Raw genomic sequence first — 24,236 nt, forward strand, 5'->3', positions numbered from 1 at the left:
GGCAAAAGATGACACACGTGGCTCCTCGCTTCACTGCCCCCTCGCCACGAAGCAGTCGTTTTCCGTTCTTCGGAAAGGACCCGTGGCAATCAGTGAAGACCCGGGCCGGGACGCTGCGAACACAACGTGCAAGCGGGAATCCACCGGATCGAGTTTAGCGCAGCGGGCCCGGCGCGATTCACGCGCGGCGGGCTGAAGAAAAAAGGCGGGACCCGGCCCAGCCCTCTTTCCCGCGTCAGGGTTTGGCGTCCTCCAGATCGTGATTGCGCGTGACCGAGCCGGCCGGCCTGGACGCAACGGGGACCGGACGCAGCAGGACACCCTTGAGCCATTTCCCGACCCGGTGGAAATGCTTCTCCACCAACAGGTAGAACCCGAAAGCGACCACGTTGCTGGCAATCATCGAAAGGGCAATCAGTTGCCAGGCTGGCAGCGCGCCGTGCAGGAAGTACCAGAGGTATGACACAACCGAGAAATGGAGGAGATAAAGGGAGTAGCTGTAGCTCGACAGGAAGAGGCTGAACGCCCTGAACCCCCGCCCGAACCGTTCCTGGAAGGCGCCTGGCACCCGCCCGGACGCCGACCGTTCGGCGGCCACGCCGTCGAACAGGAAGTACAGATGGCAGAACGCGACGGCGGCCGGAAGGATGGTGCTGGCAGAGTGCAGGTTCTGGCGGTTGTAGTACAAGGCCACGAGGAACGCCGCAATGCCCAGGACCACCAGCCAGGCATGGAAGGAACGTGGCAGCTTGGCAACCCTGCTGCCCGCGAGGGCGTAAAGCATTCCAATGATCCAAGCCAGCGACTCATAGCTCCCCTTGGCCATGTACCCCACAGGCACTGCAATGGCGAAGATCAGCAGCACGGCACCGCCGAAGCCCAGCTTCACCTTCCGTAGGGCCACAAAAGCCAGGAGGCCGAAGGCGAGGTAGATCCACCACTCGGCGACCACGGACCACAGCGGTGCTCCGCTGCCCACGGGCCCAGCGTTTATCCAGGGTGCCCCGAGGCGTGGGCCTAGTTCCTGCAGGAGCGGGTGGTTGAACAACATGGTGAACGCGCCGGCTATCGCCTGCGGGCTCAGATCCACGCCGTCAAAAGGCAGCCTGGTCGTCCCCCGGAAAACCAGGAAGTCAAAACCGATGATCAGTACCAGCGCGGGGAAGAGGGGGTAGACCACCCTCGCCACCCGGTCGAGCAGATAGGAACCGAAAGTGAATTCGGGACGGTCCCGCTTCTTCAGCACCGCGCTGGTAATCAGGTACCCCGAAAGAACGAAGAAGATGATCACCGCGAACGACTGCATGTAAAAGACGCGGTGCCCGGGGACCATGAAGATACCCGGCAGGAAGATGTTCAACCCGTGGCCCAGAACGACCGCCTGCGCAGAAATCCCGCGGGCAAAGTCGAAGAAGACGATGGGCTGCCCCGCCTTGGCAGGAGCCTTTTCGGAGGTTCGCACAGACTCAGTCAACGCTGGCCCTTTCTGGCTTCATACGGGCACTGCCGGGGCGCAGCCTGGCACGCCACAGAGCGGCTCCCCCAAGAACCGCCACGGCGACGGACGCAACCGTGATGAGGCCGGTGGTGAGGTTCGTCGGCAGCAGCATCAGGACAACCGTATAGCCGACGGCCGCAATGCAGCACGCCACATAGATCCCCGGTGCCCAGCCACCGGCCGCACGTTTCCGGGCGACAGCGAAATAGGCAACGCCAAGCAGCAGGAACGAACCCGCCGATGAAACCGCCACTCCGACGAGGTTCCCTGTCGACGCTGGCCAGAAAGCGACGGCGGCGGAAACCAGCAGGACCGCCGGGGTGACCACCGAGAGCCACCAGGTGGCGTTGTCCGCGAACAGCAGCGTGGAGGCGTTGAGGTACAAGACGTACCCCATCGCCGCGAGAGGCATGAGCTGGGCTACGGGGATGAGGCTCTCCTTGCCTCCCGCCATCAGGTGGACGACGAGGTTCGCCCCGGCCGCTGCAACAACGACGATCGCGAGTCCGGCAAGGCTCGCCGTGGTCATGGTGGAGCGCATGCGGGCAACCCGGTCCTGGCCGCGCACGGACATCAGGGCAGGAACCCAGGCATTGTTGAGGGCGCCGAGCAGTGTGATGGTTCCCAGGATGAAAACCTGGACCTTGCCGTAGTCGCCCGAAATGCCGTTGGCTGCCAGCGCCGCAAGCAGGAACGGCGCCCCTTGGGTGAGCAGCATGAGCGCGCCGGTGTGTGGCAGCACGGGGGCTCCGACGGCAATGGCCTCCCGCAGCGCACCCTTGTGGGACAGCGGCATCGCAGGCCGGCCGACGAGCAGCGACAGGATTGCGCTCAGGAAGACGAGGACGCCGTACCCTGCCATGAAGACCACGGCTTCTGCCCCGAAAAGGAGCATGGCAAGCAGTCCGCCGACGTATGCGGCCATTGACGAGCACAGACTGAGCGCAACGAACATGAGCGGGCGCCCCTGTGCCCGCAGGATTGCCTGGGCCGCCAGGACCGACGCCTGCAGTCCCATGGCCACCAGGGCGATCGCGAAGCTGGCTGTGCCGTTGCCGCCCGTGACGAGGCCGTAGGTACCGGCACCTGCCAGGCCCAGCAGCAGCCCGCCGATGGTGAGGAATCCGCTGATTGCGCGGGCCTTGGCCTGGCCTCCCGGTTCGAACCAGGCCTTCGTGATGGCTAGCGGCAATCCGGCGGAGGCAAGCACCACCCCGACCTGGATCAGCGAAACCGACAGGTACAGTTCCTGCCATTTGCCGTCGCTGTTGAGCAGGTGCAGGGCAAACGGCTGCACGATGAAGATGCCGAGGCCCTGCATGAGGGCACCGGCGAGGTACAGAAGCGAGTTCCGCCCGGTGTTGCTCACGGCGCCCGCGGCGGCTGGACCGCCGTCGGGCGCTGTCTTACTCACCGCTGCCGGCAAGCCACTCGAGGACACGGTCGATGACCCGCTGCTGGTCTTCCGGCGTGAGGTCCGTGGAACACGGCAGGGACAGGCCGCGTGCGAAGAGGTCTTCGCCGACGCTGCCTCCCACGCGTGCTTCGTCCTTCAGGGGCGGCTGCATGTGCAGGGGGCGCCACAGCGAACGCGACTCGATGTTGGCCTCGGCGAGGAAGTCCTGGAGCTCGTCCCGGGCGTTGGCGCCGCGCGAGGCGGGCACCTGGACCGAGTACAGCCAGTACGTGGACTCCTGGCCGTCCAGCTCCGGAGGGGTCTGGATCTCAGTACCAGCGAAGGCCTCGTTGTAACGCTTCGCAATGGCGCGCTTGGCTGCAACGAAGCCGTCAAGCCGTTCGAGCTGGGCGACGCCGAGAGCTGCCGCGATATTCGTCAACCGGTAGTTGAAGCCGATTTCGTCGTGCAGGTAGCCACGGTCAGGCTGGCGTGCCTGGGTGGAGAGGTGCTTGGCGCGGCGCGCCAGTTCCTCGTCGTTGGTCGTGAACATGCCGCCGCCGCCGGTGGTCATGATCTTGTTCCCGTTGAAGGAGAACGCGCCCATGTCACCGACCGTGCCGACGTGGCGGCCGGCCAGCGGGCCGGACGTCCAAGTAGCGCCCAGGGCCTCGGCGGCGTCCTCGATCACGAGGATGCCGTACTCCCGTGCGAGCTCGACGGCGGCAGCTGCGTCCGCGGGCTGGCCGAGGATGTGCACGATCTCGATCGCCTTGGGAAGCTTCTCCCCCGCGGCCTTCCGGCGCTCCAGTTCGGCGCGCAGCTTGGGCACGTCCATGCACCAGGACTCAGGATCCGAATCCACCAGGAGCAGTTCGGCGAACTGGTAGGACGCAGCGTTGGAGCTGGCCATGAAGGTGAAGTCGGACACCGCCACCATGTCGCCGGGCTGGATGTCGGCCAGGCGCATGGCGATGTGAAGGGCTGCAGTTCCGGAGGCACAGGCGACGGCGTACTTCGCTCCTACATACTCCGCGAAGCGCTTCTCGAAATCGCTGACGAAATGCCCGACCGAGGACACGAAGCCGCTGCTGATGGCTTCGTTCATCAGCGTTGCTTCGCGTTCGCCGATGTTCGGGATTGCTAGGGGTACTCGCGACACGGTTTGCCTTTCTGGCGGTTCAGCGGGCGTACTTGGCAGCGGCAGCGGCGTCGACGCCACGGGCCTCGATCCATTCGGCGGTGCGGCGCAGGCCTTCTTCGAGGCCGACCTGCGGGGCCCAGCCGAGCTCGGCGAGGGCCTGCGAGGGATCGGACAGCAAGTGCATCACTTCGCTGGCTTCGGGACGGACCCGGATGTCCTCGGTGATGATCTCCGCGTTGGAGCCCGTCACCTTGGCGGCCATTTCAACGAGCTCGCCGATGCTGACGTCGTAGCCGGTGCCCAGCTGGATGACCTGGCCCTCCAGCGGAATCTGCGCGGTCGCGGCCTTGAAGAAGCCGTCGGCGGTGTCTGCGACAAAGGTGAAGTCGCGGCGCGGCGTCAGCGAGCCGAGGTGGATCCTGTCGGCGCCGGCAATCATCTGCTGGAGCACGGTCGGGATCACGGCGCGGGCGGACTGCCGCGGACCGTAGGTGTTGAACGGACGCAGCACCACAACAGGAGTCTGGAAGGAGCTGGCCCAGGCTTCGCAGAGCTTGTCGGCAGCGATCTTCGTGGCGCTGTAGGGAGACTGCCCGCGGAGCTCGTTGTCGATCGTGATCGGCACCGTCTTCGGGGTGCCGTAGACCTCGGACGTGGAGGTGTTGACCAGGCGCGGCACGTCGTGGCGGCGCACGCCTTCAAGCACGTTCAGGGTACCGACGACGTTGGTCTCCACGTAGGAGCGGGGCGCCTGGTAGGAGTACGGGATGGCGATCAGCGCGGCCAGGTGCAGGACGACGTCGGAACCCTTGACCAGGTCCGAGACGAACTCAGCGTCGCGGATGTCGCCGAGCTGGAGGTCGACGGCGTCGCGCTCTTCGGGGCTCAGGTCATCCAGCCAGCCGTAGGAGCCGTTGGAGTTGTAGACGCAGAGGGCGCGCACGTTCGCGCCTTCCGCGATCAGACGCTGCGTTACGTGGCTGCCGATGAAACCATCGGCGCCCGTGACAACCACTGTCTTGCCTTTGATGTCCTCGAAATTCATGGTTATCACTGGCCTTTCGCTGTTGCTAGGTCTTTGGGGGTGCCGACGTCGATCCAGTCCGAATCAATGGGCCACGCGGCCACGGTCTTGGACTCATCGATGCAGGCTTTGACGAGTTCGGGCATGGAGTACGGCTCCATGTACGGCACCATCGCCAGGGCTTCGGGCGACACCGCGTAGATTCCGGTGCTGATTTCAAACTCGACCGTCGGTTTCTCGACAACCGAGTTGATGGACCGGTCCTCGGCGATTTCCAGGACTCCGAACGGTACCTGGTGGGTGTACGGGCGGGCCGCGACGGTGACCGCGGCGCCCTTCGCCTCGTGGAACGCCAGCAGCTCACCCGCCGAGTAGCGGACCATGAGATCGGCGTTGGTGACGATGACCGCTTCGTCGATCTCCTTGACCTCGTGGTGCAGCAGCCCCAGCGCGCCGGCCGTGTTGAGCGGCTTCTCGGGGTCCTCGTGGAGGTACTTGATGCTGCAGCCAAGGCGCGAACCATCGCCGAGGTGGTCCATGATCTTCTCGGCGAGGTAGGCCACCGAGACGTAGATGTTGGTGATGCCGGATTCGACCAGGCCGAGGATGATCCACTCGATGATGGTGCGGTCGGCAACCGTCATGAGCGGCTTAGGGGTGTCCTTGGTCAGCGCCCCGAGGCGGGTGCCCTTTCCGCCCGCCATGATGACGGCCAGGTTCTTGAGGGGCTTCCTGCCGACAATGTCGGTGAGGGTATGCAGCCCGACGAGCGTGCCGCCCTCGTCCACTACCGGAACTTCGCTGATCCGCAGGCTGCGCATCAGGTCCAGGACCGAGGCGCGGGTGGCGTCGCGGCCCACCACATGGGGGTTGATGTTGGCGTATTCCAGGACCTTGGATTCCAGCTGCGCGCCGCGAAGGAGGCCCCGCCTGATGTCGCCGTCCGTCAGGACACCGTGGAGGACGCCGTCGTTGTTTGTCACCAGGGCTATTGCGGACGCGCCACGGTCGATGGCTTCCAGAGCTTCCCGCACTGTGGCTTCGGGGCCGATGCAGACCTTGCTCAGGGGGCCCTCAATAGTCATAGATTCAGCTCTCCAGCGGTTACGTCAACAAATGTCTTGCTCAGCCCGGTCGAAGGACTTTCCACGACGACCTTTTCGATGAGCCCGGCAGCATGCGAATTCCCGTATGGGTTGATCACAGCACGGCTCATCGCGCGGAACTCCTCGCTCAAAGCCTTTTCAATACTAGCGCGAATCTCCTGGCGGTCATCGCGGCAGTGAATGACGTTGGCGCCGTGCTCACGCCCCCGTTGCCTGTCCCCGACGTTGACGACGGGCACTCCGAAGGTGGCAGCCTCGAGGATTCCCGAGGAGGAGTTCCCGATCAGCGCCTGGACCGTGGCCATCACCCTCGGGTACAGCGGTCCCAGGCTTTCGCGGATGACGACGCCCGGCACACCCTGGGCTTCGATGTCCTTGAGGACGGCAATGATGTCCTCCCGGCCGGCGTCGAATCCCGGATAGGTAAGGATGGCGGTCCCCGACTGGCGGATGCTTTCTTCGAAGACCTGGCGGGCCAGTTCACCCGCATTGCCCTGCATTTCGGCCGTCGGCGGGTGGTAGGTCACCATCACGAGCGGCAGCTCGAGCGGCAGCCCGAACTCGGCTTCGAAGGCTGCCGCGTCCAGGGGCACGGGCTCGGCGAAGCGGTCAAGGCCGGGCGCGCCCGTCTGGTGGATCCGGTCCGCGGATTCCCCCAGCTGCGCCACGCGGCGCGCGGCCTGGGCCGTGCTCACGCAATGCTGGTCGGCGAGCTTCGTCACCGCGTGCCGGACACGCTCGTCCAGGGCCCCTTCGGTCACTTCGCCGCCGTGCAGGTGGATGAGGCGGATGCCGCTGATGATGAAGGGCGGGAGGACGTACAGCAGTTCCCAGCGGTCACCGAGGACGACGACGGCGTCCGGCGCGAGGCTCCCGGCGAGCCCGGCCATCCGGGCCGAGAGCTCTGCTCCGGTGCGTGCCTGCGTTTCCGCGGTCAGCTCCTCGAGGTACAGCCCCTCCTCGTGGTGGGTGAACCCGCCCTCCGGCAGGCCGGCTTCGAGCAGCCTCGCAAACGCGGTTCCCTCCGGGAACCCGATCGCCGTGGCCACGTGGAGCTCGACGGCGTCGTCCGCGGCAAGCGCTGAGAGTACCGGCCCCAGCGGGAAGAGATCCGCGCGGGTCCCTACAAAAGCGAGGACCAACATGTTAGAGCAGGTCCTCCCCGAGCAGGGCCGTGCCGGCGGACACGGGACGGGCCGCGGTCTTGCCGATCACCAGCGCCGAAGGGGCGAGGCCGCCTTCGGGACGCAGGATCGCAACGTCGTCGGCAGTAATGATGGCGCCGGCCGCGATGTCCCGGGCGGCGTGGTAGGAGCGGCGGACCAGGGACGCGTTGGCTTCTTCGCTGGGCATCCGGCGCTTCCGGCCGTCGCCGAGGGCGGCGTGGGCTTCACGGACGGACCGGACGTAGTACGCGAACTCGTCCTTTTCGAGGGAGGCCGAGTGGTCCGGGCCGTTGCGGGTCTTGTCGGTGGTGATGTGCTTCTCCAACAAGGTGGAGCCGAGTGCCGTGGCGGCAATGGCGGTGACTGCGCCGGGGGTGTGGTCGGACCAGCCGACTTCCACGCCGAACTCCTCGCGAAGAGCCGGAATGGCGCGCAGGTTGGCTTCCTCCAGCGGAGCCGGGTACGCGGAGACGCAGTGCAGCAGGACCGTTGCGGGGGCCTTGGCTGTGGCTTCCAGCGCCGCGGCGATTTCCTCGCGGGTTCCCATGCCCGTGGAGACGATCATCGGGATGCCGAACTCGGCGATTGCCGAAAGGTACGGGGTGTTCGTCAGTTCGCCGGAGCCGATCTTCAGGCCCGGGACGCCCAGTTCCGCGAGCATGAGGGCGCTGTCGTAGTCGAAGGGCGTCGAAAGGAAGGTGATCCCGCGTTCGTCGCAGTGGTCGCGCAGTTCGGTCCAGGCGGCTTCCGGGAGGGTTAGGCGGGCGAGCATCTCCGACTGGGACTCCGCGAAGCCGGCCTTCTTCTGGTACGGGGTAGTTCCCGCGGAACTAGTGACCAGCGCTTCCGGCTTGAACGTCTGGAACTTGACGGCGTTCGCGCCGGTATCCGCGGCGAGATCGATGAGCTCGTGGGCGACGGCGACGTCGCCATCGTGGTTGACGCCCGCTTCCGCGATCACGAAGATTTCCTCTGCCGGGCCGATGCTGTGGCTGCCGAAACGTACAGAAGCGGGGCGCTGGTCATCCGTCAATGTGCTGGGCCTTTCGTTGGGTTGAGTCGCCGGGCGGGCACTCCCACATATGTTGCCATACCGTCCAAATGGCGGGCCGCCACTGCACCGGCGCCAAGGACTGCGTGATCGCCGATTCCGATGCCGGGCAGCACACGGGCTCCCGATCCCAGGAACACTTCCCGGCCGAGCGTTGCGGCCCCCAGGAGCACGGATCCGGGGGCCAGATGCGCCCCGGAGCCGACCTGGCAGTCGTGCTCCACGATCGCCCCGGTGTTGACGATCACGGCCTCGCCCACCCTGGCGAGGGGACCGACGTGGGCATGCTCACAGACTTGGGCAAGGGGACCCAGAACAGCGGTCGCATCCACGGTGGCGCTAGCCGCGACGAGCGCATCCGTCAGCCCGCTAAAGCGCTCGTCGGCCGTCAAGGCCACGGCAATCCTGGCTCGGACAGCGTTCGCTCCCACGGCGATGGTGACCGAAAGCGACTCCCGGTGTGCGAAGTCCAGGGCCAGTTCGTCGTCGTCGAACAGTGCCGGAAGGGAACCGTCCACGTTGCGGAAGGCCTCAGGAGCAGCCGTCCGGTCCGACAGCGTCCGGTCGCCGACGGCGGCGATGCGGTCACCGCGGCCCCTGATGATGGAGGCCAGGCTTCGGGCATGTCCGGAGGCACCGAGAATAAGCCACGACCTCATGCAGCTGCCCCGCGAGGCTGGAATGTGCGCCCTGCTATGTTGTTCCGGGCGGCACTGCCCCGGCGGCAGGCCATCTCAGGGTTCTCCATATACCGCCGCAACACCTCAGAGCTTGGATTGGCCAGATGACTTTCACATCATACTTTGACGGTTCCAGTGCTGCCGGAAGCCTCGCCCTTCCGCGGCTGGAGGCCGCCGGCGGCCGGAACATATCGGCCCTCGTGCGTGGAACCGGGTCCATCGGCGCCCGGCACCTGAGGGTGCTGCAGCAGCTGGGCGTGGAAAAGCTGTATGCCTGGCCCGTCCGGCCCGGCTCGTCCCTCCAGGACCGCCCGGACATTCCAGCGACGGCGGAACTCGTCGACGCCTACCCCGAAGCCCCGCTGGACCTGGTGGTCATTGCCACGGATACCCGGCGGCACGTCGAGGACACCCTGGAAGCGCTCGCCCAAGCGCCCGGGGCGGTGCTCCTGGAGAAGCCGGTGGCACCTGCGGCCGCCGATGCCAAGGCACTCCTCGAACACCCGCGGGCCGGCACCATCTCGGTCAGCGCCCCGTTGCGGTTCCACCAGGGCTTCGCGGTGGCAGCCGAACTGCTCCCCCGCCTGGGCCGGATCACCAGCGCACAGCTCGTCTCGCAGTCCTGGCTGCCGTCCTGGCGGCCCAATCGTGACTTCCGGAGCAGCTATTCGGCCCGCAAGGAAGACGGCGGGGTCCTGCGCGACCTGGTGCACGACATCGACTACCCCATCATGCTGCTCGGCGCCCCCACGCAGCTGCGTTCGGCGCTCGGCAGTGGCATCCTGGGCATCGAGGCCGAGGAATCCGCCGACATCCTGTGGGACAGCCCTGCCGCGGTCCACCTCCGCCTGGACTATGTGACGCCGGTGAAGACGCGGAGCATCCGGATCGCCACAGACCAGGGGGCGCTGGTATGGGACGTCGTCAGGAACCTTGTGGCGCTCGAATGGCCCGCCACTGAAAGCGCGTCCGCGGGCAGCGTTGAGGCGGTCTTCGGCAACGATGCCGACGTCGACACGGTCCTGGCCCGCCAGTCACTGTCGATCCTGCAGCGCGCCGGGATCGACGGCGCGACGACCATGGACCGCTTCCGCCCGGCGAGCCTCGAAGAAGGAGTGGCCAGCGTCGCCATCTGTGATGCGGCACGCACGGCGTCGGCTTCCGGGAGGACCGAAAAGGTAGTGTGGTGATACTGCGGCCCGGCAAAACGGGCCCGCAATTCCACCACGAGGATGAAGTCAACAATGAATGAGAACCCGGCCGGGCCCAAAGTGCTCGCGGTCATTCCCGCACGCGGCGGGTCCAAGGGGCTCCCCGGCAAGAACATCCGCCCCCTGCTGGGCAAGCCGCTCCTGGCGCACTCCGTGGCACTGGCTGGGCTGCTCGGCGACAACGTGCGCTGCATCGTCTCCACGGACGACGCCGAAATCGCCGGGGTCGCAACTGCAGCCGGCGCAGAAGTCCCGTTCCTCCGTCCGGCCGAGCTTGCCAGCGACACCGCTCCGATGAGCGTGGTCCTCCGCCATGCGCTTGAGGCGATGGAAGAACTGGACGGAACCCGCTACGATATGGTCCTGCTCCTGGACCCCACCAGTCCGACGCGGACCCCGGAAAGCGTGCGCGCCGCCATCGATTCGCTTGCCGCCTCCCCTGAACTCGACGGGGTCATCGCCGTCTCCGAACCGTTCTTCAACCCCACTTGGGTGGGCGTGAAGCCCGCACAGGACGGTGCTTCCCACCTTGAGCGCTACTTCAGCGAAGGCACCGGCGTGGTCCGCCGGCAGGACGTTCCCCGGTTCATGCGGATCAACGGCAGCTTCTACGTCTGGCGTTCGGAATTCGTCCGCCGGCTCGAAAACAGCTGGTTCGACGAAGGCCGGCACGGCTACGCGGAAATCCCCGAGACCCATGCCTTCAGCATCGACGACGAGCGGGAGTTCCGCCTGGTGGAGGCCGTGGTGAGCGCTGGGCTCGCGCCGCTGCCCGGCGTCGACATCCCGGGAGCGGGCGCGGCAACAGGCCTGACGGACGGAGAAAAAGCATGAGCACGGGAGACTCCCTCTTCTCGCTGCACGGCAGGCGCGCCCTGGTCACCGGCGGCAGCGGCCCGCTGGGCAGCGTTCTTGCTGATGCCCTCGCGAGCCATGGCTGCGACGTCATCATCTCCGACGTCAGTGCCGATGCGTGCAGGGACACCGCGGAAGCAATTGCCCGACGACACGGCGTGAAGGCCGTGGGCATCGCCTCCGACCTGCTCAGCAGCGAAGGAACGAGCCGGCTGGTGGAATCGATCGAGGGACCCCTGGACATCCTGGTCAACAACGCCGCTTTCACCGGTACCTCCGGAGTGCCGGGCTACGCCGTCCCGTTCGAGGAACAGAGCGATGAGGCGTTCGAGCTGGCATCGTCCCTGAACCTCCGGGCACCCTTCTCCCTGGCCCGGCAGCTCGCACCGAAACTGGCGCAGAGCGCGGGCGGTTCGATCATCAATGTCTCATCGATCTACGGCATTGTCGGCCCGAACATGGGCCTCTACGAGGGAACCCGGATGGGCAACCCTGCGGCCTACGGAGCGACCAAGGGCGGGATTGTCCAGCTGACCCGGTACCTCTCCACGGTGCTCGCCCCAAAGGTCCGGGTGAATGCCTTCGCGCCGGGCGGAATCGCGCGGGGGCAGGCCGACAGCTTCACGCAACGCTACGAGAAGCTCACCCCGCTGGGCCGCATGGCAACCGAGGACGACTTCCGCGGCGTCGTCGTCTGGCTCGCGTCCGACGCGTCCCGTTACGTCACCGGCCAGACGATCGCCGTCGACGGCGGCTGGAGCGCCTGGTAAGGAACAAGAAAAAGGCCCTGGAGCGCTCGCTCCAGGGCCTTTTTCAATCCCCGCCTAGGGCCGCAGGGGCTCCACCGCGGCCATCGCGGGCAGCTTCGGCAGCGGCGAGGGCAGGTGTTTGAAGGGGTGCCGGATCCAGTGCCACGGGGACAGGCCCGCTTCAGTGGCGTGTGCCCCTTCAGGAATCTTCTTCAGCCCGAGGACCGTCTGGGCCTTCGTCAGGGGGCCGCTCGCCCAGTACTCGAGGAACGGCACGGCGGTGTGGGAGTCCCAGCCCAGCAGCGTCTTCAGTTCCTCCGGGGTCCGCATGTCGCCGCGTCCGAGTTCGGCCTCGGCAATCTCCCGCAGGACCTCCTGCGGCGTGGATTCATCGTAGAACTCGGGCCAGAAGTCGCGCATGACGAGCCCGGGATCGGCGTGGGCATTCGCGCCGAGCTTGAAGTCAGGTCCGTAGATCGCCACGTCCGCGCCGGTGACGCTCGCGTACATGATGGACGTTGAGAGCCTGTTGGACACCACGCGGGGGGCTTCGGACATCATCCAGAGGATGCGGCCGATGAACTGCGGGTCCCTGCGGTCGCCGGCGCTGACGATGTCGTGCCCGGCGTTGCTCCATGCGGCCATGATTTCTTCATTGTGCAGATCGTCGATGTGCAGGCAGACGGTTGCCGAGCCTTCGCGCTCCTTGACCATCTGCGCATAGGCTTCGTGGTCGCCGTCGACCTTCAACAGGGCCGTGCCGTGGAGCGGCAGGACGAGCGTCTTGTCCCGGCGCGCCGGGACAGCTCCGGCTTTGCGCGCACCGTCCAGGAGATACAGGTACGGGGCGCCGACGGCGTCCAGCATGGGAGTGCCGTCGTCGAAGAAATTTCCGGGGTCACCGGGCTTCCAGCCCCGTGACGAACTGGTCCAGGACAGCCGACGGCGTTTGGGACCCCAGCTGGCAAAGTCGCCGAACTGCGCCGTCACCGGGCTGCTGACGGTCCAGCCGTGCTGGATCAATCCTGAGACATGCCGCAGGCGCTTGCTGCCGCAGTAGAGGGCAAAAACGGCGGAATGGCCGTAGTAGTGGTTCTGGATATCCATGTTTGCGCTACGGACGGACGGCGTGGGCTGCGAGCTTCCGCAGGCCGGGCCACATGCCCTTGGAGATCACCTTCGGGGTCAGCGAAGCGGCATTTAGCCGGGAGGTCAGGTGCCATTTAGCGGCGCGGGCGGCGTTCTTCCAGCCCTTGGCCGTGAAATCGCGCACACATTCGTCGAAGAATGCGCGTTCCTCTGCGAAACGGCGGCCGTCGAGGGCCCGGACGGAAGAGTCCGACTCGCGGTGGCGCCGGTACTGGAAGCAGACGGTGTCCAGGACCGCCATGCGCCCGCCGTGGAGGATGATGTCGATCGCGAGTGCCAGGTCCTGGACCACGTTGTACTGCGGGCGGAAGTCGTGGGTTTTGACCGCGTCGGCACGCCAGGCCACGGACGGGAAGTACAGCCAGTCGCCGACCAGGAGGCTTTCTGCGATGGCTTCGTCCGAGACAATGGCTTCCGAGGCCTTGCCGACGAGCCGGTGCCGCAGGAAGCTCTTGACCTTGTCGCCGAGCGGCTCGTAGACCGCACCGTTTTCGTCGATGACCTCGACGCCGGGCTGCACAATGCTGACTGTGGGGTCCTCGAAGGCCTTCCGCACGGTGCTGATGTAGTTGGGGAGCATGATGTCATCGGCTCCCATGATGACGACGATCTCGTGCTCGACGAGGCCGATGCACTTCTTGTAGTTGCCGTTCGCCCCGAGGTTCTGTTCGTTGCGGTAGTAACGGACCCTTTCATCGGAAGTGACGAGGCCGTTGAAGTATTCGGGCAGGCTCTCATCCGGGTAGCCGTCATCCACGATCGTGAAGCGGAAGTCCCTGTCATCCTGGGCGAGCACCGAGTCCACGGCGGCCTTCATCATGGCCACGTCACCGTAGTACGGCAGCATTACATCAATCGTCACTTGTCTTCTTCTCTCGCTTGAAGGCTGGTCTGCGTGGTTGACCCGGTGTCCGGAACCACGGCTTGGGTGTGTGCTCCCCGCTGGAGCTGCTCCACGGAGGAACGGAGAATGGCGACCTCTTCGGCCAGGATCCGGGTTTCGTCTTCCAAGATGGTCAGTTCCCGCGAAACGTGCAAACTCACGCCGACCAGCAAAAGGATCGACAGCGCGAAAAGCAGGTTGGACGGGACCACGACGCCCACAAGCGCCGCCGCCCAGTTAAGGAGGCGCGGGAAAAGGCCGAGGATGATGGTGAGCCCGCCGATGACCAGCCACAGAATGGCGTACTTCTCGCGAAGCCTTCCATTCCGGAGCATGACCAGCACGACGATGACCATGAAGATCGAAAAAACCAGTGAAGCGGCGACAGTCATGCCTTAGACACTTCCCTCTCCGGCGATGTCGCCTGACAGTGGTGCGTGCAGTTCCGCGGCACCGGGAGTCCGGCGGCGGGCAAGTGCGAAGCACAGGACAAGGCCCGAGCGCGCCAGGTAGATGGAAGACTTGACCGGCCCCTGGCTCGGCGTGCCGGCCTGGCGTTCCTTCATTTCCACGGGAACCTGGGTGACCTTGCAGCCCGACTTGATGGCGACAACCAGCGAGTCGATGGTGTCTCCGAGGTACTCCGTGGGGAAATGGGAAATGTACTGGCGGATGGCACGTTCATTGGCGGCCCGGAATCCGGAGGTCACATCCGTCAACGGCGTATGGGCAACAGCCGAGATGACTTTCGCGAGGAAGAACATCGCCCATCGGCGGGGCCCCCTCGCACCATAGCTGCCCCGGCCGGCAAAGCGGGCACCAATTGAAATGTCCGAATGCTCCAGCCCTGCCAGGACCCGGTCGATGTCGTGCGGGTCGTGTTGCCCGTCGGCATCGACCTGGATGACCGCCCGGTACTTGTGCCGGAGCGCGTACTTGAAGCCGGCCCGCATGGCCCCGCCCACGCCGAGATTGAAGGGCAGTCGCAGCACGGTGGCGCCCGCCTGTTCCGCAATCCTCGGGGTGTCGTCCTTGGATCCGTCATCGACGACGAGCACATCGTGCTGGGGTACGACGTCAAGCACGTGTCGGATGGTGTTTCCGATAGCTTCTGCTTCGTTCCATGCTGGCATGACAATGAGAACGCCAGAACGCCGTGAATTACCCATGATTGTGGATTGTATCAAGGAGAGGGGTCACACCAGGCAGCCAGACGGCGCGTTGCCACCACCGCCAAGCAACTCCCAGCCGGGCCTAGTAGTCTTGCGTTGACGTTTAGGAGTTGATCTATGTCCTGGTGGGAAAGCCTCCCCACGCTCGGAATCGCCATCGTTGTTTTCTTTGCCCCGGGCCTGGCATTACTGTGGACCGCCGGCGTGCGGGGACCGAGCCTGGCCGTGCTGGCCGTACCCGTGACAACCACCGTTGTCGCGTCGGCCGGCATCATCTTCGGCTTCGCGCGGATTCCGTTCAACCCGCTTTCCATAGCCGCCCTGACCGTGCTGCTCCTGGCGCTGGTGACCGCCGTGCGGGTCCTGCTGCGCCGGAGGGGCGCAAGGTACAGCCGACTGGAACTCCCGGATCCGGACCGCGGCGTCTACCCCCGGACAACGGTCAACAAGGCCATCGTGCTCCTGGCCGTGCTGGTCCCGGCGATCATCATCGCCGCGCGCTACATGGCGGGTTTCGGCTCTCCCGAATCCTTCTCGGAGACTTTCGACAACGTCTACCACCTGAATGCCGTCCGGTACATCGCCGATACGCAGTCGGCCAACACCCTGACCCTCGGCAACCTGACGGATAGCTCCCACGGGCTGTACCCGGCCGGTATGCACGCACTCCTCGCGCTCGTCCTGATGTCGGGCGGCCAGGCCATCACCGTCGCCGTGAACTGGGGCTCTATCCTCTATGCGGCGGTCGTCTGGCCCTTGGGTTCCCTCTTCCTGGTCACCCGGATCGTCGGGTCCCGGCCGCTTACACTGCTGGGCGCCGGCGTGCTGACTGCCGGTTTCAGCAGCTTCCCGTACCTGATGGTGGCGTTCGGGATCCTCTACCCCAACCACGCGGCGCTGACCATGCTGCCGGCGGTGCTGGCCCTGACGATCGAAGCCAGCGGGATCCGTTCCGGTCAACTGAAGCTCAACGGGAACGCGATGCTCCTCCTGGTGGCAACCGTACCCGGCCTCGCACTTACCCATCCGAGTGCGTTCGTTGCGCTGCTCCTGTTCGCCAGCCCCGCCGTCGTCGGGGTCTATCTCCGCGCTGTCGCCCGCCGGTACCGCGGGGAAATCAACGGCCGGGCTTTCCTCTTCTGGACGCTCTCCGTCGCCGTCTATGCCATCGGCAGCCTCGGCGTCTGGATCGTCGTCCGGCCCCCGCAGAGCGCGGCCAGCTGGACCCCGTTCCAGACCAACGCCCAGGCCCTCGGTGAGATCCTGGGCAGCGCACCCATGGGCACCACGGTCGCCTGGATCATCTTCCTGCTGACCATCGCCGGCCTCTACGTCATTGCCCGGCGGATCCGGAAGCACTGGTGGAGCCTTGCCATGTTCGGCATTGCCGCCGTGCTCTATCTGATCGTTTCCGCCTGGCCGGTGGGTTCGTTCCGCTTCTTCATGACGGGCGTCTGGTACTCCGACAGCAACCGCTTTGCCGCGATGCTTCCCCTGGTGACGCTCCCCGTGGCTGCGCTCGGGCTGGACTGGATCATCGGCCGCCTCGGGCCGTTCCTCGCTCACTGGGCAGCCGCCGACGGCGAGGCAAGGAAGAGCCCCCTGCAGCCGTTGCGGGGGCTGGCTTCCCGGCTGCAGGGAACGACGGCGTCCAGCGCCGCCGCCGCCGTCGTCGTACTGGTCGTCGGCGTTGCAGGCCAGGGCGGCACCTTGGCGATGGTGCAGGAACGGTTGTCGACGACGTTCGAGACGCGAAGCGATTCGAGCCTCGTCACTACCGACGAACTGGCGCTCATGAAACAGCTCGCGGACATCGTCCCGGCAAGCGACATGATCGTGGGCAACCCCCGCACGGGCGCCTCCATGGCGTACGCGTTCTCCGGCCGGCACGTGATCGCGCCCCACATCCTCGGTGCCCGCAGCGACAGCGAACGCCTCCTGATGGACCACTGGAGTGAAGCGGCCTACAACCCCAGCGTGTGTCCCGTGATCAAGGAAAAGCGAGCCTACTGGGCACTCGACTTCGCCGACCAGGAGATGACGCCCCGTGGCGAACCTCTCGAAGGCACCCGCGACCTTGCCGACGATTCCGCCCCAGGGGTGGAACTCGTCAAGGAGGTCGGCAAGGCGCGCCTGTTCAAGATGACCGCCTGCGGCTAGGCCACCATGCGAAAGGGGCGGGACACCTTAGGTGTCCCGCCCCTTTTCGTATTCGCCTTGGCGCCTCAGGCCTGCCGGGACTTGAACACGGCCTTGGCCAACTCGGGAACCACGTTACGGGCCGCCCACTCGGCGCCCCGCATGGACTGTCGTTGCAAGGCCACAGCCTCATCCCCGGAAACCACGTAGACAGTGCCGCGCCCGAAATCCGGGAAGTCCTTGCTTAGCGCCTTGTTGGCCTTGTAGCTGTTGAAGTCGCTGGAGGGAACGTTCACCACCATGACATCCGCGCTCAATTCCGCCGCCCGCGCCCTCGGCAAGTAGACCATGCCCTTCGGGAACCGTGCCGAAGCCTCCTTCAGGCCCTTGCCAAGGCTGGCCAGCGCAGGTGGAGCGGAGAGCCCCAGGGAGCTGAAGAACGCGGCGGGCGCCGAGCCTTGAACAGCAAGGACCAGATCAGACCCGGAGGCCGACGATGCCGAGACGAACAGGGCCGTGGCACCCTTCAGCACCGGATAGTCGGCCACGGAGTCCGTGACCTCCTGGCGGGTTTCGTCGATCAACGGCCCGGCCGCGTCCTTCAGCCCCGTGACGCCGGCGATGAACTCCGTCACGCGCTCCCATGCCTCGGCCGGGACACTGTCCGGTGCGAGGATCACCGGCGCAAGCGCGGACAGTGATTCATACTCTTCCCTGCTCAGCCGGCTGCCCACCGCGAGGAAGGCGTCGGGTTCCAGCTCGGTGAAGACGGACGCGGTAAGCGGCCGGCCGTCGTCGTACGTTTGCGACGTCTCGGAAGAGGGCAAAGCCCGCAGGCCAGCCCGGTACCACGCGGTGGAGTCCGCTGCCGGGCGGGACAACGGCACCACCCCCAACGAGACCAGGGTCTCGGCCTCCACCGTTCCCAGGGCAACGATCCGGGATGGCCGGGCCTTCAAAGTAGTGGTCCCGAAACGATGGGTGATCGACATGGGGAAGCCCGCATCCGAAGGCTTTACCTCCACGGTGCCCTTGTTGTTGGCGGAGCAGGCGGCCAGGGCCAGGGGCGCCAGGCCTGCAAAGGCGAGGAAGGCACGGCGGCTGGTGCTCGTATGCTCGGATCCGGACATCATTTCTCGTTTTCCCATCATGAAATCGGCATTTCTGTCTTGGCCGGGGCAGGCCTAGGCTCCCTGTGCAAGGCTGAGCAGCCTGCGTTCGAAGACCGGGGCAAGACTCTCAACATAACTCTTGCTCAGGTGATTGTTGTCGAAGAACACGAAGAGCCCGCCTGTCACCGCATAGCAACGGGCGTCGTCGCAGAACTGGTCCGACAGGTCCAGCACCTTGAGGTTGGCATGCCCAAGATCCGAGACTGCCTTCGCCGTAGGGTCGGCCACGAGGGCTTTGTTCCGCTGCGTTGCGCACGCCAGGGCATTGCCCTTGTTGTTGATCACGCAGTTGGGCGTGCTCTTGCCAAGGGTGAGGGGCGAGTCACGGACGATGATCACCCTCGTGCCGTTCTGGCCCCATTTCGCGATCCGCCGTTCCACGGAGGAGCGGTACTGGCTCAGCTGGTCGCGGCCTGTTCCGTCGTCGATCGTTTCCTTCACTGAGAAGGTCGACGCAACCACCAGGTCCGGGCGCTGCTCCATGATCTTGTCCGAGACCTGGCCGCTCCAGTCCAGGCAGCGAGACTGGCTCTTTTCGTCCAAGCGGGGAGCGTCCATGAACGCGACCCTTCGGACATCGGCCAAGGAGCAGCCTCCCGCCAGGCTCAGACGGACCTTCCACTGCTGCTTCCTGGCAAGGTCGAAGAACGCGACCTTCCAGTGCTCAGCATGGGAGTCTCCGATGAACCAGACCGTCTTGGCGTCCTTCTTTCCCCGGGAGTAGTCACAATCCTGGAGGTACGGCACCCCCTGGACCCTGATCTGGTCCGTCGCCGAACGGCAGCCGGAAACGGCGAAATAGGGTGACTCGGCCTTGCCGATGTTCAGGGCGTTCGGCGGACCGTATTTGCCGGGACAGGAAGCACCCTCGCTCAGGCTGGCTGCACCATAGCAGGGCGACTTTGCGAGGAGGGCCAACTGCTCCTGCTGGAGCTGTTCGGCATGCCCGGCGGAGAACACCATGCCGATCGCCATGGCGCCGGCAAGCGCCATCGCGCCGAAGCCGGAGAGGATGCTGACCCGGGCCTTCCGGTTCCGGAACAACCGCGAGCGGCCCGGATCTTCGACGAAACGCTTGGTCAGTGCGGCAAGGACGATCGACGCCGCACCGATGACGAGCTTCTCCCGGGTGCGAAGGTCATGGCCAAGCAGCGGCACCGCCAGGACGATCATGGGCCAGTGCCACAGGTAAAGGGAATAGGAGATGTCCCCCAGCGCCTGGACAGGCCGGAATCCGACGGCGGGCAAAGCGCTCCGTCCCAGAACCGAGCCTGAGAGGACGATCGCCCCCGTGCCAAGGACCGGGACAAGCGCCATTGCGCCCGGGAAGAGTGTCTGTTCGTCGAAGACAGCGAGCGAGACAACGAGGGCAACCGCGCCGGCTCCGGCCAGCAGTCCCATCCAAAGCCGCGGGGCCGCCGGCCGCATCAGCTCCCGCTCCTGCGCTCCACGCCCCGCGAGGGCGAAGGTGGCCAGGGCAATGAGGCCTCCGGCCGCGAACTCCCACGCCCTTGTGGTCGTGACGAAATATGCCTCGTTCTTGCTGCTGACCGTGAAATACACGCTGTAGGCCAGCGAGAGTACAAAGACCGTCCCCATGGTGGCGGACAGCAGGGGCAGCGGGGTCTTCCGGATGCGCAGCGCCAGCAGGAACGCCCCCGCCAGCAGCAGCGGCCACACCAGGTAGAACTGTTCCTCCACCGAAAGCGACCAATAATGCTGAACCGGTGTGGCCATTTCGTGGTCGGCCGAGTAATCGATGGACTTGGCGGCAAGGAGCCAGTTCTCGCCGTAGAAGACGGCGGCGAGGGTCTCCCAGGCGACGTCGAGCCAGCGGGAGTACGGCTGGATCAGCCATGAAGCCGCGATGCTGACGACGGCGACCAGCAGTGCGGCAGGAAGAAGCCGCCGCATGCGGCGCCCATAGAACCTCGCGAGGCGGACCTTCCCGGTCCCCCTGAGCTCTTCCACAAGGTGCCTCGTGATCAGGAAGCCCGAGATGACGAAGAAGATGTCCACACCGACGTAGCCGCCCGGCAGCAATTGGGGCCAGAGGTGATTGACGACGACGGCGGTCACCGCCAGGGCCCGGAGCGCCTGGATGTCGGCGCGGAACTTGCCCGCCGGTTTCGGCGTTGCCGGGCTCGGGACGGCAAGGGTGGAGGTTTGCTGGCTCACCGCATTGCCTCCCGGTGTGCGGCGGCAGCGGGAGCCTGGGTCATCGACTTCATGCCTTGGTGCGGGAACGCAGGAACTCGACGACCTCGTGGCTTGGGCCGTCCTTGAGCACGCGGCCGTGTTCCAGCAGGATGCCCCGCGAACACACCCGTTGCACGAGATCGAGGTCGTGGCTCACGACGACGAGGGTCTGGCCGGCGTCCACGAGTTCCTGGATCTTGTCCAGGCACTTCTTCTGGAAGGGCTCGTCACCGACGGCGAGGATCTCGTCCACGAGGAAGACTTCGGGGTCGGAATGAACCGCCACCGAGAAGGCCAGACGCAGGTACATGCCGGACGAATAGAAGCGCACTTCGGTGTCAATGAACTCACCGATCTCGGCGAACTCGACAATCGAATCGAAACGTTCCTTGATCTGGGTTTCGGACATGCCCAGGATCGCCGCGTTGAGGTACACGTTGTCGCGTCCGGACAGGTCGGGGTGGAAGCCTGCACCCACCTCGATCAGGCCGGCGACGCGTCCGCGGGTGCGCACAGTCCCCTCGTCCGGCGTCATGACGCCGGAGATGTGCTTGAGGAGGGTCGACTTGCCCGAGCCGTTGAAGCCCAGCAGGGCAACCGTCTCGCCCTGGCGGATGTCCAGGCTCACATCCCGAAGGGCATGGAACTTGGCCGAAAGGTCTCCCTTGCGTCCTTTGAGGAACCAGATGAGGGCTTCCTTGATGGACCGGGTGTGGCGCAGCACGAACTGCTTGCTGATGCCCTTGATCTCTACGGTTATGGGGGATGCTTCGGACACTACAGCTCCTGCGCGAACTTGACTTCGAGCTTGCGGAAGGTGAATTGGCCGAGGGCAAGCACCGCAGCCGAAACGACAAGGGCAACCGGGAGCCAAAGCTCGAAGAGCTGGGGCGGGGCGGCAAGCGCCGCATCACCCCCCGCCGTCGAGGACCAGAAGGCGTAGTGGAAGAGCTCGACGCCGACCGTCACCGGATTTGACTGGTAGACCCCGAACCAGAAGTCGCCCAGGCGCTCGTGCACCATGCCCCACTGGTACATGACCGGTGAAACCCAGGTGGCGACCATCAGCATCATCTCGACGAAGTTCTCGGAATCCCTGAAGTAGACATTGACCGAACTGAAGAAGAGACCCAGCCCTACCGACAGCATGGCGAGCACCAGGAATCCCGCAAAGCCGGCGAAGATTCCGAGCGGGGTGGGCTGCCAGCCGGTCAGGAGACAGCCGATGAGCAGGACCACGAGCTGGGGGAAGAAGTGGGCCGCCGACACGAAGACCGAAGCCACCGGGAAGAGTTCCCGCGGCAGGAAGATCTTCTTGATCAAGCCGCTGTTGTACACAATCGACTTCGCCGCGTTGTTGAGTGCTTCGGTGAAGAAGTTGATCAGCACGATGCCCGAGAAGAGATACACGGCGTAGTTGCCGACGTTCTTGTTCAGGCCCAGGAACACGCCCATTGCGATGTAGAACACCACGAACTGGATGGCCGGCTTGACATAGGACCAGATGACGCCCAGCACGGACCCCCGGTAGCGGAGTTTGATTTCCTTCCGGACCAGGAGCTTGAGCAGGTACCTGCGCCGGAAGACATCCTTGAGCCCCTGCCCGATCCCGGGCCGGACCAAGGGCGTGTCCAGGAGGGAGGTCATCCTCGCTCCCCCAGCGCCTGGGCGTTCCGGTCACGGCTGTCTGTGATCGTGTGCTCGGCGAAGGTCTTCGACCAGGACTCCATGGAGGAAAGGGCCGGCATTTTCGCCTTGTACTCCGCGGAGAGTCCATCCCAGCGGCGGACCAACTGGAACATCGACGCCGCCGCGGAGGTCAGCAGGGACTTGGCCAACTGCGGATCCCGGACGTACCAGGAGGCACCGGTTCCTTCTGCGTTGGTGACGATCGCAGAATCGAACTGGGACACCGTCCACCACTTGTTGTCCTGGTGGGAAATCCGGGCCTGCGGCCGGGCGGTATCCTCGGCGGTAACGTCGGTGAAGAGTTGCCTGCGCAGGGTCTTCACGCCCCACGGAAGGAGGGTCTTCAGCGACGGGCGCGCTGCCACGGCCGCACTTCCGCCCAGGGTCTTTTCCTTTTGGGCCGTCGGGAAGTCATCCGGGTCGCTGAGGTACACGGTGTCGCTATGCTCGGCCAGCATGCTCCGGATCCGCGGCAAGGTGGTATCCAGCATTCCGTGCAGCCCATCGGGACCCTTGAGCAGGTCGTCCATCGCCCACACCCGGCCCTTCGCAGTCGCGTACTGCATCGAAAGCGTGTGCTTGAGGTCGGCGAAAAGGGCGCCCAGCAACGCACGGCCTCCCTTGGCGAAGGGGCTGTACATCAAGGCGACCATGAGCCGGTTCCGGTTATGGAAGTAGGCCTGCCAGCCGACCAGATCGTCCTTGTCGCCCCAGGAGATGTGCCAGACGGCTGCGCCCGGCAGGCTGACGGTCTGGTACCCGTGCGCTTTGGCGCGCAGCCCGAACTCCACGTCGTCCCACTTGATGAAGACAGGCATGGAAAGCCCGATCTCCCGGATGATCGACGTGGGGATCAGGCACATCCACCAGCCGTTGTAGTCGACGTCGACGCGGCGGTGCATCCAAGGGGTCTGCCGCAGATTGGAAATCAGGAAGTCGTGCCCGAGCTCCATCTCCGCGTACGGCTGATCCGGCTGGATCCGCTGCGGGTTCACAATCTCGCCCAGGGTGTGCAGGGCAGTCCGGTGGTGCAGGTCGAACATGTGGCCGCCGACGATCGTGGGCTTCCGGCAGTACCGGGCGAAAGTCAGGAGGCGGGTGATGCTCTCGGGTTCGATCACGATGTCATCGTCCATGAGCAGGACATAGTCGCTGCCGTTGCCGCAGGCCTCGAACATGCCGCGCGAGAAGCCGCCCGAACCGCCCAGGTTGGACTGCTCGATGACCCGCAGTTTCCCGCCCAGGTCCTTGGCCACGTCCTCGAAGCCCGCGGCTGCCGAGACCTTGTCGGTGCCCTGGTCCACGATCAGGACCTCGCCCACATGGTCCAGGCACTCCGGGTGTGCCGCCAGCAGCCGGAGGTTGTTCAGGCAGAAGGACGTCTTGTTGAGGGTGGTGATCTCCAGGGTCACCGATGCGGCGGCAGGCGCCGGTCCCGGTGCCTGCCACTCGGCGGAATCCATGAACAGTTCACCGCGGCCGGCGACAAGGTCGAACCAGTACCAGCCGCCGTCGCCGAACGGAAGCAGGTCCAGTTCCACAACGGAAGTCTGCTCCCCCGTCACCGGAATGCTCTTCTGCTGCAGAAGGGCACCTTTCGCGTTGGAGCGGAAGACGACGATCGTGCCTTCCCCTCGGGTGCTGACGCTGAGTCTGACACGGCTGAGCGTGGTCCACTTGCGCCAGTATCCGGCGGCGAATGCGTTGAAGTAGCTACCGAAGGAGACCCGCTCGCCGGGGCGCACCCGGGTTGCGCAGCGGCCGATGAAATCTTCCGCGTGGGCTTCCCTGGCCTGCGAGCTCAGGCGCACGGGGCGGCGGCCCTGCTTCCTGGCTTCCTGCTCGGTCGGGGCCGGAGTACCGGCTGCGGTCCCCATGTCAACGTAGAGCGGTGCAGTGTCCATCTCCGAATGTTCCGGGAAGATGACCCTCTGGAGGGTGACCCACTCCGGG

21 protein-coding genes are annotated in these 24,236 nt (G+C 65.5%); 4 read left to right on the forward strand and 17 right to left on the reverse strand.

The window, feature by feature from the left end:
• Positions 1 to 235: 235 nt before the first annotated feature.
• The 8 genes from ACN9M4_RS13165 to ACN9M4_RS13200 form a co-directional block, all read right to left on the reverse strand.
• A complete protein-coding gene (locus ACN9M4_RS13165; protein WP_426298562.1) occupies positions 236 to 1,462 on the reverse strand; it encodes an acyltransferase family protein in 1,227 nt (408 codons plus the stop codon).
• 4 nt (positions 1,463 to 1,466) lie between these two features.
• Positions 1,467 to 2,912 (reverse strand): hypothetical protein, encoded by a 1,446-nt coding sequence (locus ACN9M4_RS13170; protein ID WP_426298564.1) that lies wholly within the window; start codon positions 2,910 to 2,912, stop codon positions 1,467 to 1,469.
• Entirely contained in the window at positions 2,905 to 4,002 is a 1,098-nt protein-coding gene (locus ACN9M4_RS13175) for an aminotransferase class I/II-fold pyridoxal phosphate-dependent enzyme (RefSeq protein ID WP_426298566.1), read from the reverse strand. Before ACN9M4_RS13175 ends, ACN9M4_RS13170 begins: the two co-directional genes overlap by 8 nt.
• 73 nt (positions 4,003 to 4,075) lie before the next feature.
• Positions 4,076 to 5,083, reverse strand: coding sequence for an SDR family NAD(P)-dependent oxidoreductase (locus ACN9M4_RS13180; protein WP_426298568.1), 1,008 nt, complete (start codon positions 5,081 to 5,083; stop codon positions 4,076 to 4,078).
• Positions 5,084 to 5,088: 5 nt separating this feature from the next.
• Positions 5,089 to 6,147, reverse strand: a complete 1,059-nt coding sequence (locus tag ACN9M4_RS13185) for a sugar phosphate nucleotidyltransferase (protein ID WP_426298570.1) — start codon at positions 6,145 to 6,147, stop codon at positions 5,089 to 5,091.
• Complete coding sequence (neuC, locus tag ACN9M4_RS13190; RefSeq protein ID WP_426298572.1) at positions 6,144 to 7,313, reverse strand: UDP-N-acetylglucosamine 2-epimerase; 1,170 nt, start codon at positions 7,311 to 7,313, stop codon at positions 6,144 to 6,146. The genes ACN9M4_RS13185 and neuC overlap by 4 nt, the downstream gene beginning before the upstream one ends.
• Position 7,314: 1 nt before the next feature.
• On the reverse strand, positions 7,315 to 8,367 hold the full coding sequence (locus ACN9M4_RS13195; protein ID WP_426298574.1) for an N-acetylneuraminate synthase family protein: 1,053 nt from the start codon (positions 8,365 to 8,367) through the stop codon (positions 7,315 to 7,317).
• Positions 8,364 to 9,044: a transferase gene (locus ACN9M4_RS13200; RefSeq protein ID WP_426298576.1), complete on the reverse strand. Its 681-nt coding sequence runs from the start codon at positions 9,042 to 9,044 to the stop codon at positions 8,364 to 8,366. Before ACN9M4_RS13200 ends, ACN9M4_RS13195 begins: the two co-directional genes overlap by 4 nt.
• A 125-nt stretch (positions 9,045 to 9,169) precedes the next feature.
• On the opposite strand from ACN9M4_RS13200, the gene ACN9M4_RS13205 reads away from it, so the two are divergent.
• The 3 genes from ACN9M4_RS13205 to ACN9M4_RS13215 are packed head-to-tail and all read left to right on the forward strand — an operon-like array spanning position 9,170 to position 11,901.
• Positions 9,170 to 10,255: a Gfo/Idh/MocA family oxidoreductase gene (locus tag ACN9M4_RS13205; protein ID WP_426298578.1), complete on the forward strand. Its 1,086-nt coding sequence runs from the start codon at positions 9,170 to 9,172 to the stop codon at positions 10,253 to 10,255.
• 54 nt (positions 10,256 to 10,309) lie between these two features.
• On the forward strand, positions 10,310 to 11,110 hold the full coding sequence (locus ACN9M4_RS13210; protein ID WP_426298580.1) for a cytidylyltransferase domain-containing protein: 801 nt from the start codon (positions 10,310 to 10,312) through the stop codon (positions 11,108 to 11,110).
• On the forward strand, positions 11,107 to 11,901 hold the full coding sequence (locus ACN9M4_RS13215) for an SDR family oxidoreductase (protein WP_426298582.1): 795 nt from the start codon (positions 11,107 to 11,109) through the stop codon (positions 11,899 to 11,901). Before ACN9M4_RS13210 ends, ACN9M4_RS13215 begins: the two co-directional genes overlap by 4 nt.
• Positions 11,902 to 11,955: 54 nt before the next feature.
• On the opposite strand, the gene ACN9M4_RS13220 is transcribed toward ACN9M4_RS13215, so the two are convergent.
• Genes ACN9M4_RS13220 through ACN9M4_RS13235 form a run of 4 tightly spaced genes read right to left on the reverse strand, consistent with a single transcriptional unit; the run spans position 11,956 to position 15,045 of the window.
• Positions 11,956 to 12,987 (reverse strand): hypothetical protein, encoded by a 1,032-nt coding sequence (locus ACN9M4_RS13220; protein ID WP_426298584.1) that lies wholly within the window; start codon positions 12,985 to 12,987, stop codon positions 11,956 to 11,958.
• Positions 12,988 to 12,994: 7 nt separating this feature from the next.
• Positions 12,995 to 13,891 carry a glycosyltransferase family 2 protein gene (locus ACN9M4_RS13225; RefSeq protein WP_426298586.1) on the reverse strand — a complete coding sequence of 299 codons (897 nt, stop codon included), beginning with the start codon at positions 13,889 to 13,891 and terminating at the stop codon, positions 12,995 to 12,997.
• The gene (locus ACN9M4_RS13230) at positions 13,888 to 14,304 is read right to left on the reverse strand and encodes a DUF2304 domain-containing protein (protein WP_426298588.1); all 417 of its coding nucleotides are present in this window, start codon (positions 14,302 to 14,304) and stop codon (positions 13,888 to 13,890) included. The genes ACN9M4_RS13225 and ACN9M4_RS13230 overlap by 4 nt, the downstream gene beginning before the upstream one ends.
• Positions 14,305 to 14,307: 3 nt before the next feature.
• Positions 14,308 to 15,045, reverse strand: a complete 738-nt coding sequence (locus ACN9M4_RS13235) for a glycosyltransferase family 2 protein (RefSeq protein WP_426298590.1) — start codon at positions 15,043 to 15,045, stop codon at positions 14,308 to 14,310.
• Between the two features lie 156 nt (positions 15,046 to 15,201).
• Here ACN9M4_RS13235 and ACN9M4_RS13240 point away from each other — a divergent pair, with 156 nt between their 5' ends.
• Complete coding sequence (locus tag ACN9M4_RS13240) at positions 15,202 to 17,244, forward strand: DUF6541 family protein (RefSeq protein ID WP_426298592.1); 2,043 nt, start codon at positions 15,202 to 15,204, stop codon at positions 17,242 to 17,244.
• A 65-nt stretch (positions 17,245 to 17,309) separates the two neighbouring features.
• On the opposite strand, the gene ACN9M4_RS13245 is transcribed toward ACN9M4_RS13240, so the two are convergent.
• Genes ACN9M4_RS13245 through ACN9M4_RS13265 form a run of 5 tightly spaced genes read right to left on the reverse strand, consistent with a single transcriptional unit; the run spans position 17,310 to position 24,187 of the window.
• Positions 17,310 to 18,356, reverse strand: a complete 1,047-nt coding sequence (locus tag ACN9M4_RS13245) for a hypothetical protein (protein ID WP_426298594.1) — start codon at positions 18,354 to 18,356, stop codon at positions 17,310 to 17,312.
• A 51-nt stretch (positions 18,357 to 18,407) separates the two neighbouring features.
• Positions 18,408 to 20,573: an acyltransferase family protein gene (locus ACN9M4_RS13250; protein WP_426298596.1), complete on the reverse strand. Its 2,166-nt coding sequence runs from the start codon at positions 20,571 to 20,573 to the stop codon at positions 18,408 to 18,410.
• Between the two features lie 49 nt (positions 20,574 to 20,622).
• Positions 20,623 to 21,372, reverse strand: a complete 750-nt coding sequence (locus ACN9M4_RS13255) for an ABC transporter ATP-binding protein (protein WP_426298598.1) — start codon at positions 21,370 to 21,372, stop codon at positions 20,623 to 20,625.
• Positions 21,372 to 22,241, reverse strand: a complete 870-nt coding sequence (locus tag ACN9M4_RS13260; RefSeq protein WP_426298600.1) for an ABC transporter permease — start codon at positions 22,239 to 22,241, stop codon at positions 21,372 to 21,374. The genes ACN9M4_RS13255 and ACN9M4_RS13260 overlap by 1 nt, the downstream gene beginning before the upstream one ends.
• Entirely contained in the window at positions 22,238 to 24,187 is a 1,950-nt protein-coding gene (locus ACN9M4_RS13265; protein WP_426303474.1) for a glycosyltransferase, read from the reverse strand. The genes ACN9M4_RS13260 and ACN9M4_RS13265 overlap by 4 nt, the downstream gene beginning before the upstream one ends.
• Between the last annotated feature and the right edge of the window lie 49 nt (positions 24,188 to 24,236).

The sequence above is a fragment of the Arthrobacter sp. R-11 genome (assembly GCF_049913155.1).
In the GTDB taxonomy this organism is placed as follows: Bacteria; Actinomycetota; Actinomycetes; order Actinomycetales; family Micrococcaceae; genus Arthrobacter.

What these genes read in the sequence shown, in the direction of transcription:
- ACN9M4_RS13260 (WP_426298600.1), bottom strand. Translation starts at nt 22,241, where the DNA reads ATGACCTCCCTCCTGGACACGCCCTTGGTCCGGCCCGGGATCGGGCAG.
- ACN9M4_RS13205 (WP_426298578.1), top strand. Translation starts at nt 9,170, where the DNA reads ATGACTTTCACATCATACTTTGACGGTTCCAGTGCTGCCGGAAGCCTC.
- ACN9M4_RS13245 (WP_426298594.1), bottom strand. Translation starts at nt 18,356, where the DNA reads ATGATGTCCGGATCCGAGCATACGAGCACCAGCCGCCGTGCCTTCCTC.
- ACN9M4_RS13230 (WP_426298588.1), bottom strand. Translation starts at nt 14,304, where the DNA reads ATGACTGTCGCCGCTTCACTGGTTTTTTCGATCTTCATGGTCATCGTC.
- ACN9M4_RS13200 (WP_426298576.1), bottom strand. Translation starts at nt 9,044, where the DNA reads ATGAGGTCGTGGCTTATTCTCGGTGCCTCCGGACATGCCCGAAGCCTG.
- ACN9M4_RS13210 (WP_426298580.1), top strand. Translation starts at nt 10,310, where the DNA reads ATGAATGAGAACCCGGCCGGGCCCAAAGTGCTCGCGGTCATTCCCGCA.
- ACN9M4_RS13240 (WP_426298592.1), top strand. Translation starts at nt 15,202, where the DNA reads ATGTCCTGGTGGGAAAGCCTCCCCACGCTCGGAATCGCCATCGTTGTT.
- ACN9M4_RS13215 (WP_426298582.1), top strand. Translation starts at nt 11,107, where the DNA reads ATGAGCACGGGAGACTCCCTCTTCTCGCTGCACGGCAGGCGCGCCCTG.
- ACN9M4_RS13180 (WP_426298568.1), bottom strand. Translation starts at nt 5,083, where the DNA reads ATGAATTTCGAGGACATCAAAGGCAAGACAGTGGTTGTCACGGGCGCC.
- ACN9M4_RS13220 (WP_426298584.1), bottom strand. Translation starts at nt 12,987, where the DNA reads ATGGATATCCAGAACCACTACTACGGCCATTCCGCCGTTTTTGCCCTC.
- ACN9M4_RS13185 (WP_426298570.1), bottom strand. Translation starts at nt 6,147, where the DNA reads ATGACTATTGAGGGCCCCCTGAGCAAGGTCTGCATCGGCCCCGAAGCC.
- ACN9M4_RS13235 (WP_426298590.1), bottom strand. Translation starts at nt 15,045, where the DNA reads ATGCCAGCATGGAACGAAGCAGAAGCTATCGGAAACACCATCCGACAC.
- ACN9M4_RS13175 (WP_426298566.1), bottom strand. Translation starts at nt 4,002, where the DNA reads ATGAACGAAGCCATCAGCAGCGGCTTCGTGTCCTCGGTCGGGCATTTC.
- neuC (WP_426298572.1), bottom strand. Translation starts at nt 7,313, where the DNA reads ATGTTGGTCCTCGCTTTTGTAGGGACCCGCGCGGATCTCTTCCCGCTG.
- ACN9M4_RS13265 (WP_426303474.1), bottom strand. Translation starts at nt 24,187, where the DNA reads ATGGACACTGCACCGCTCTACGTTGACATGGGGACCGCAGCCGGTACT.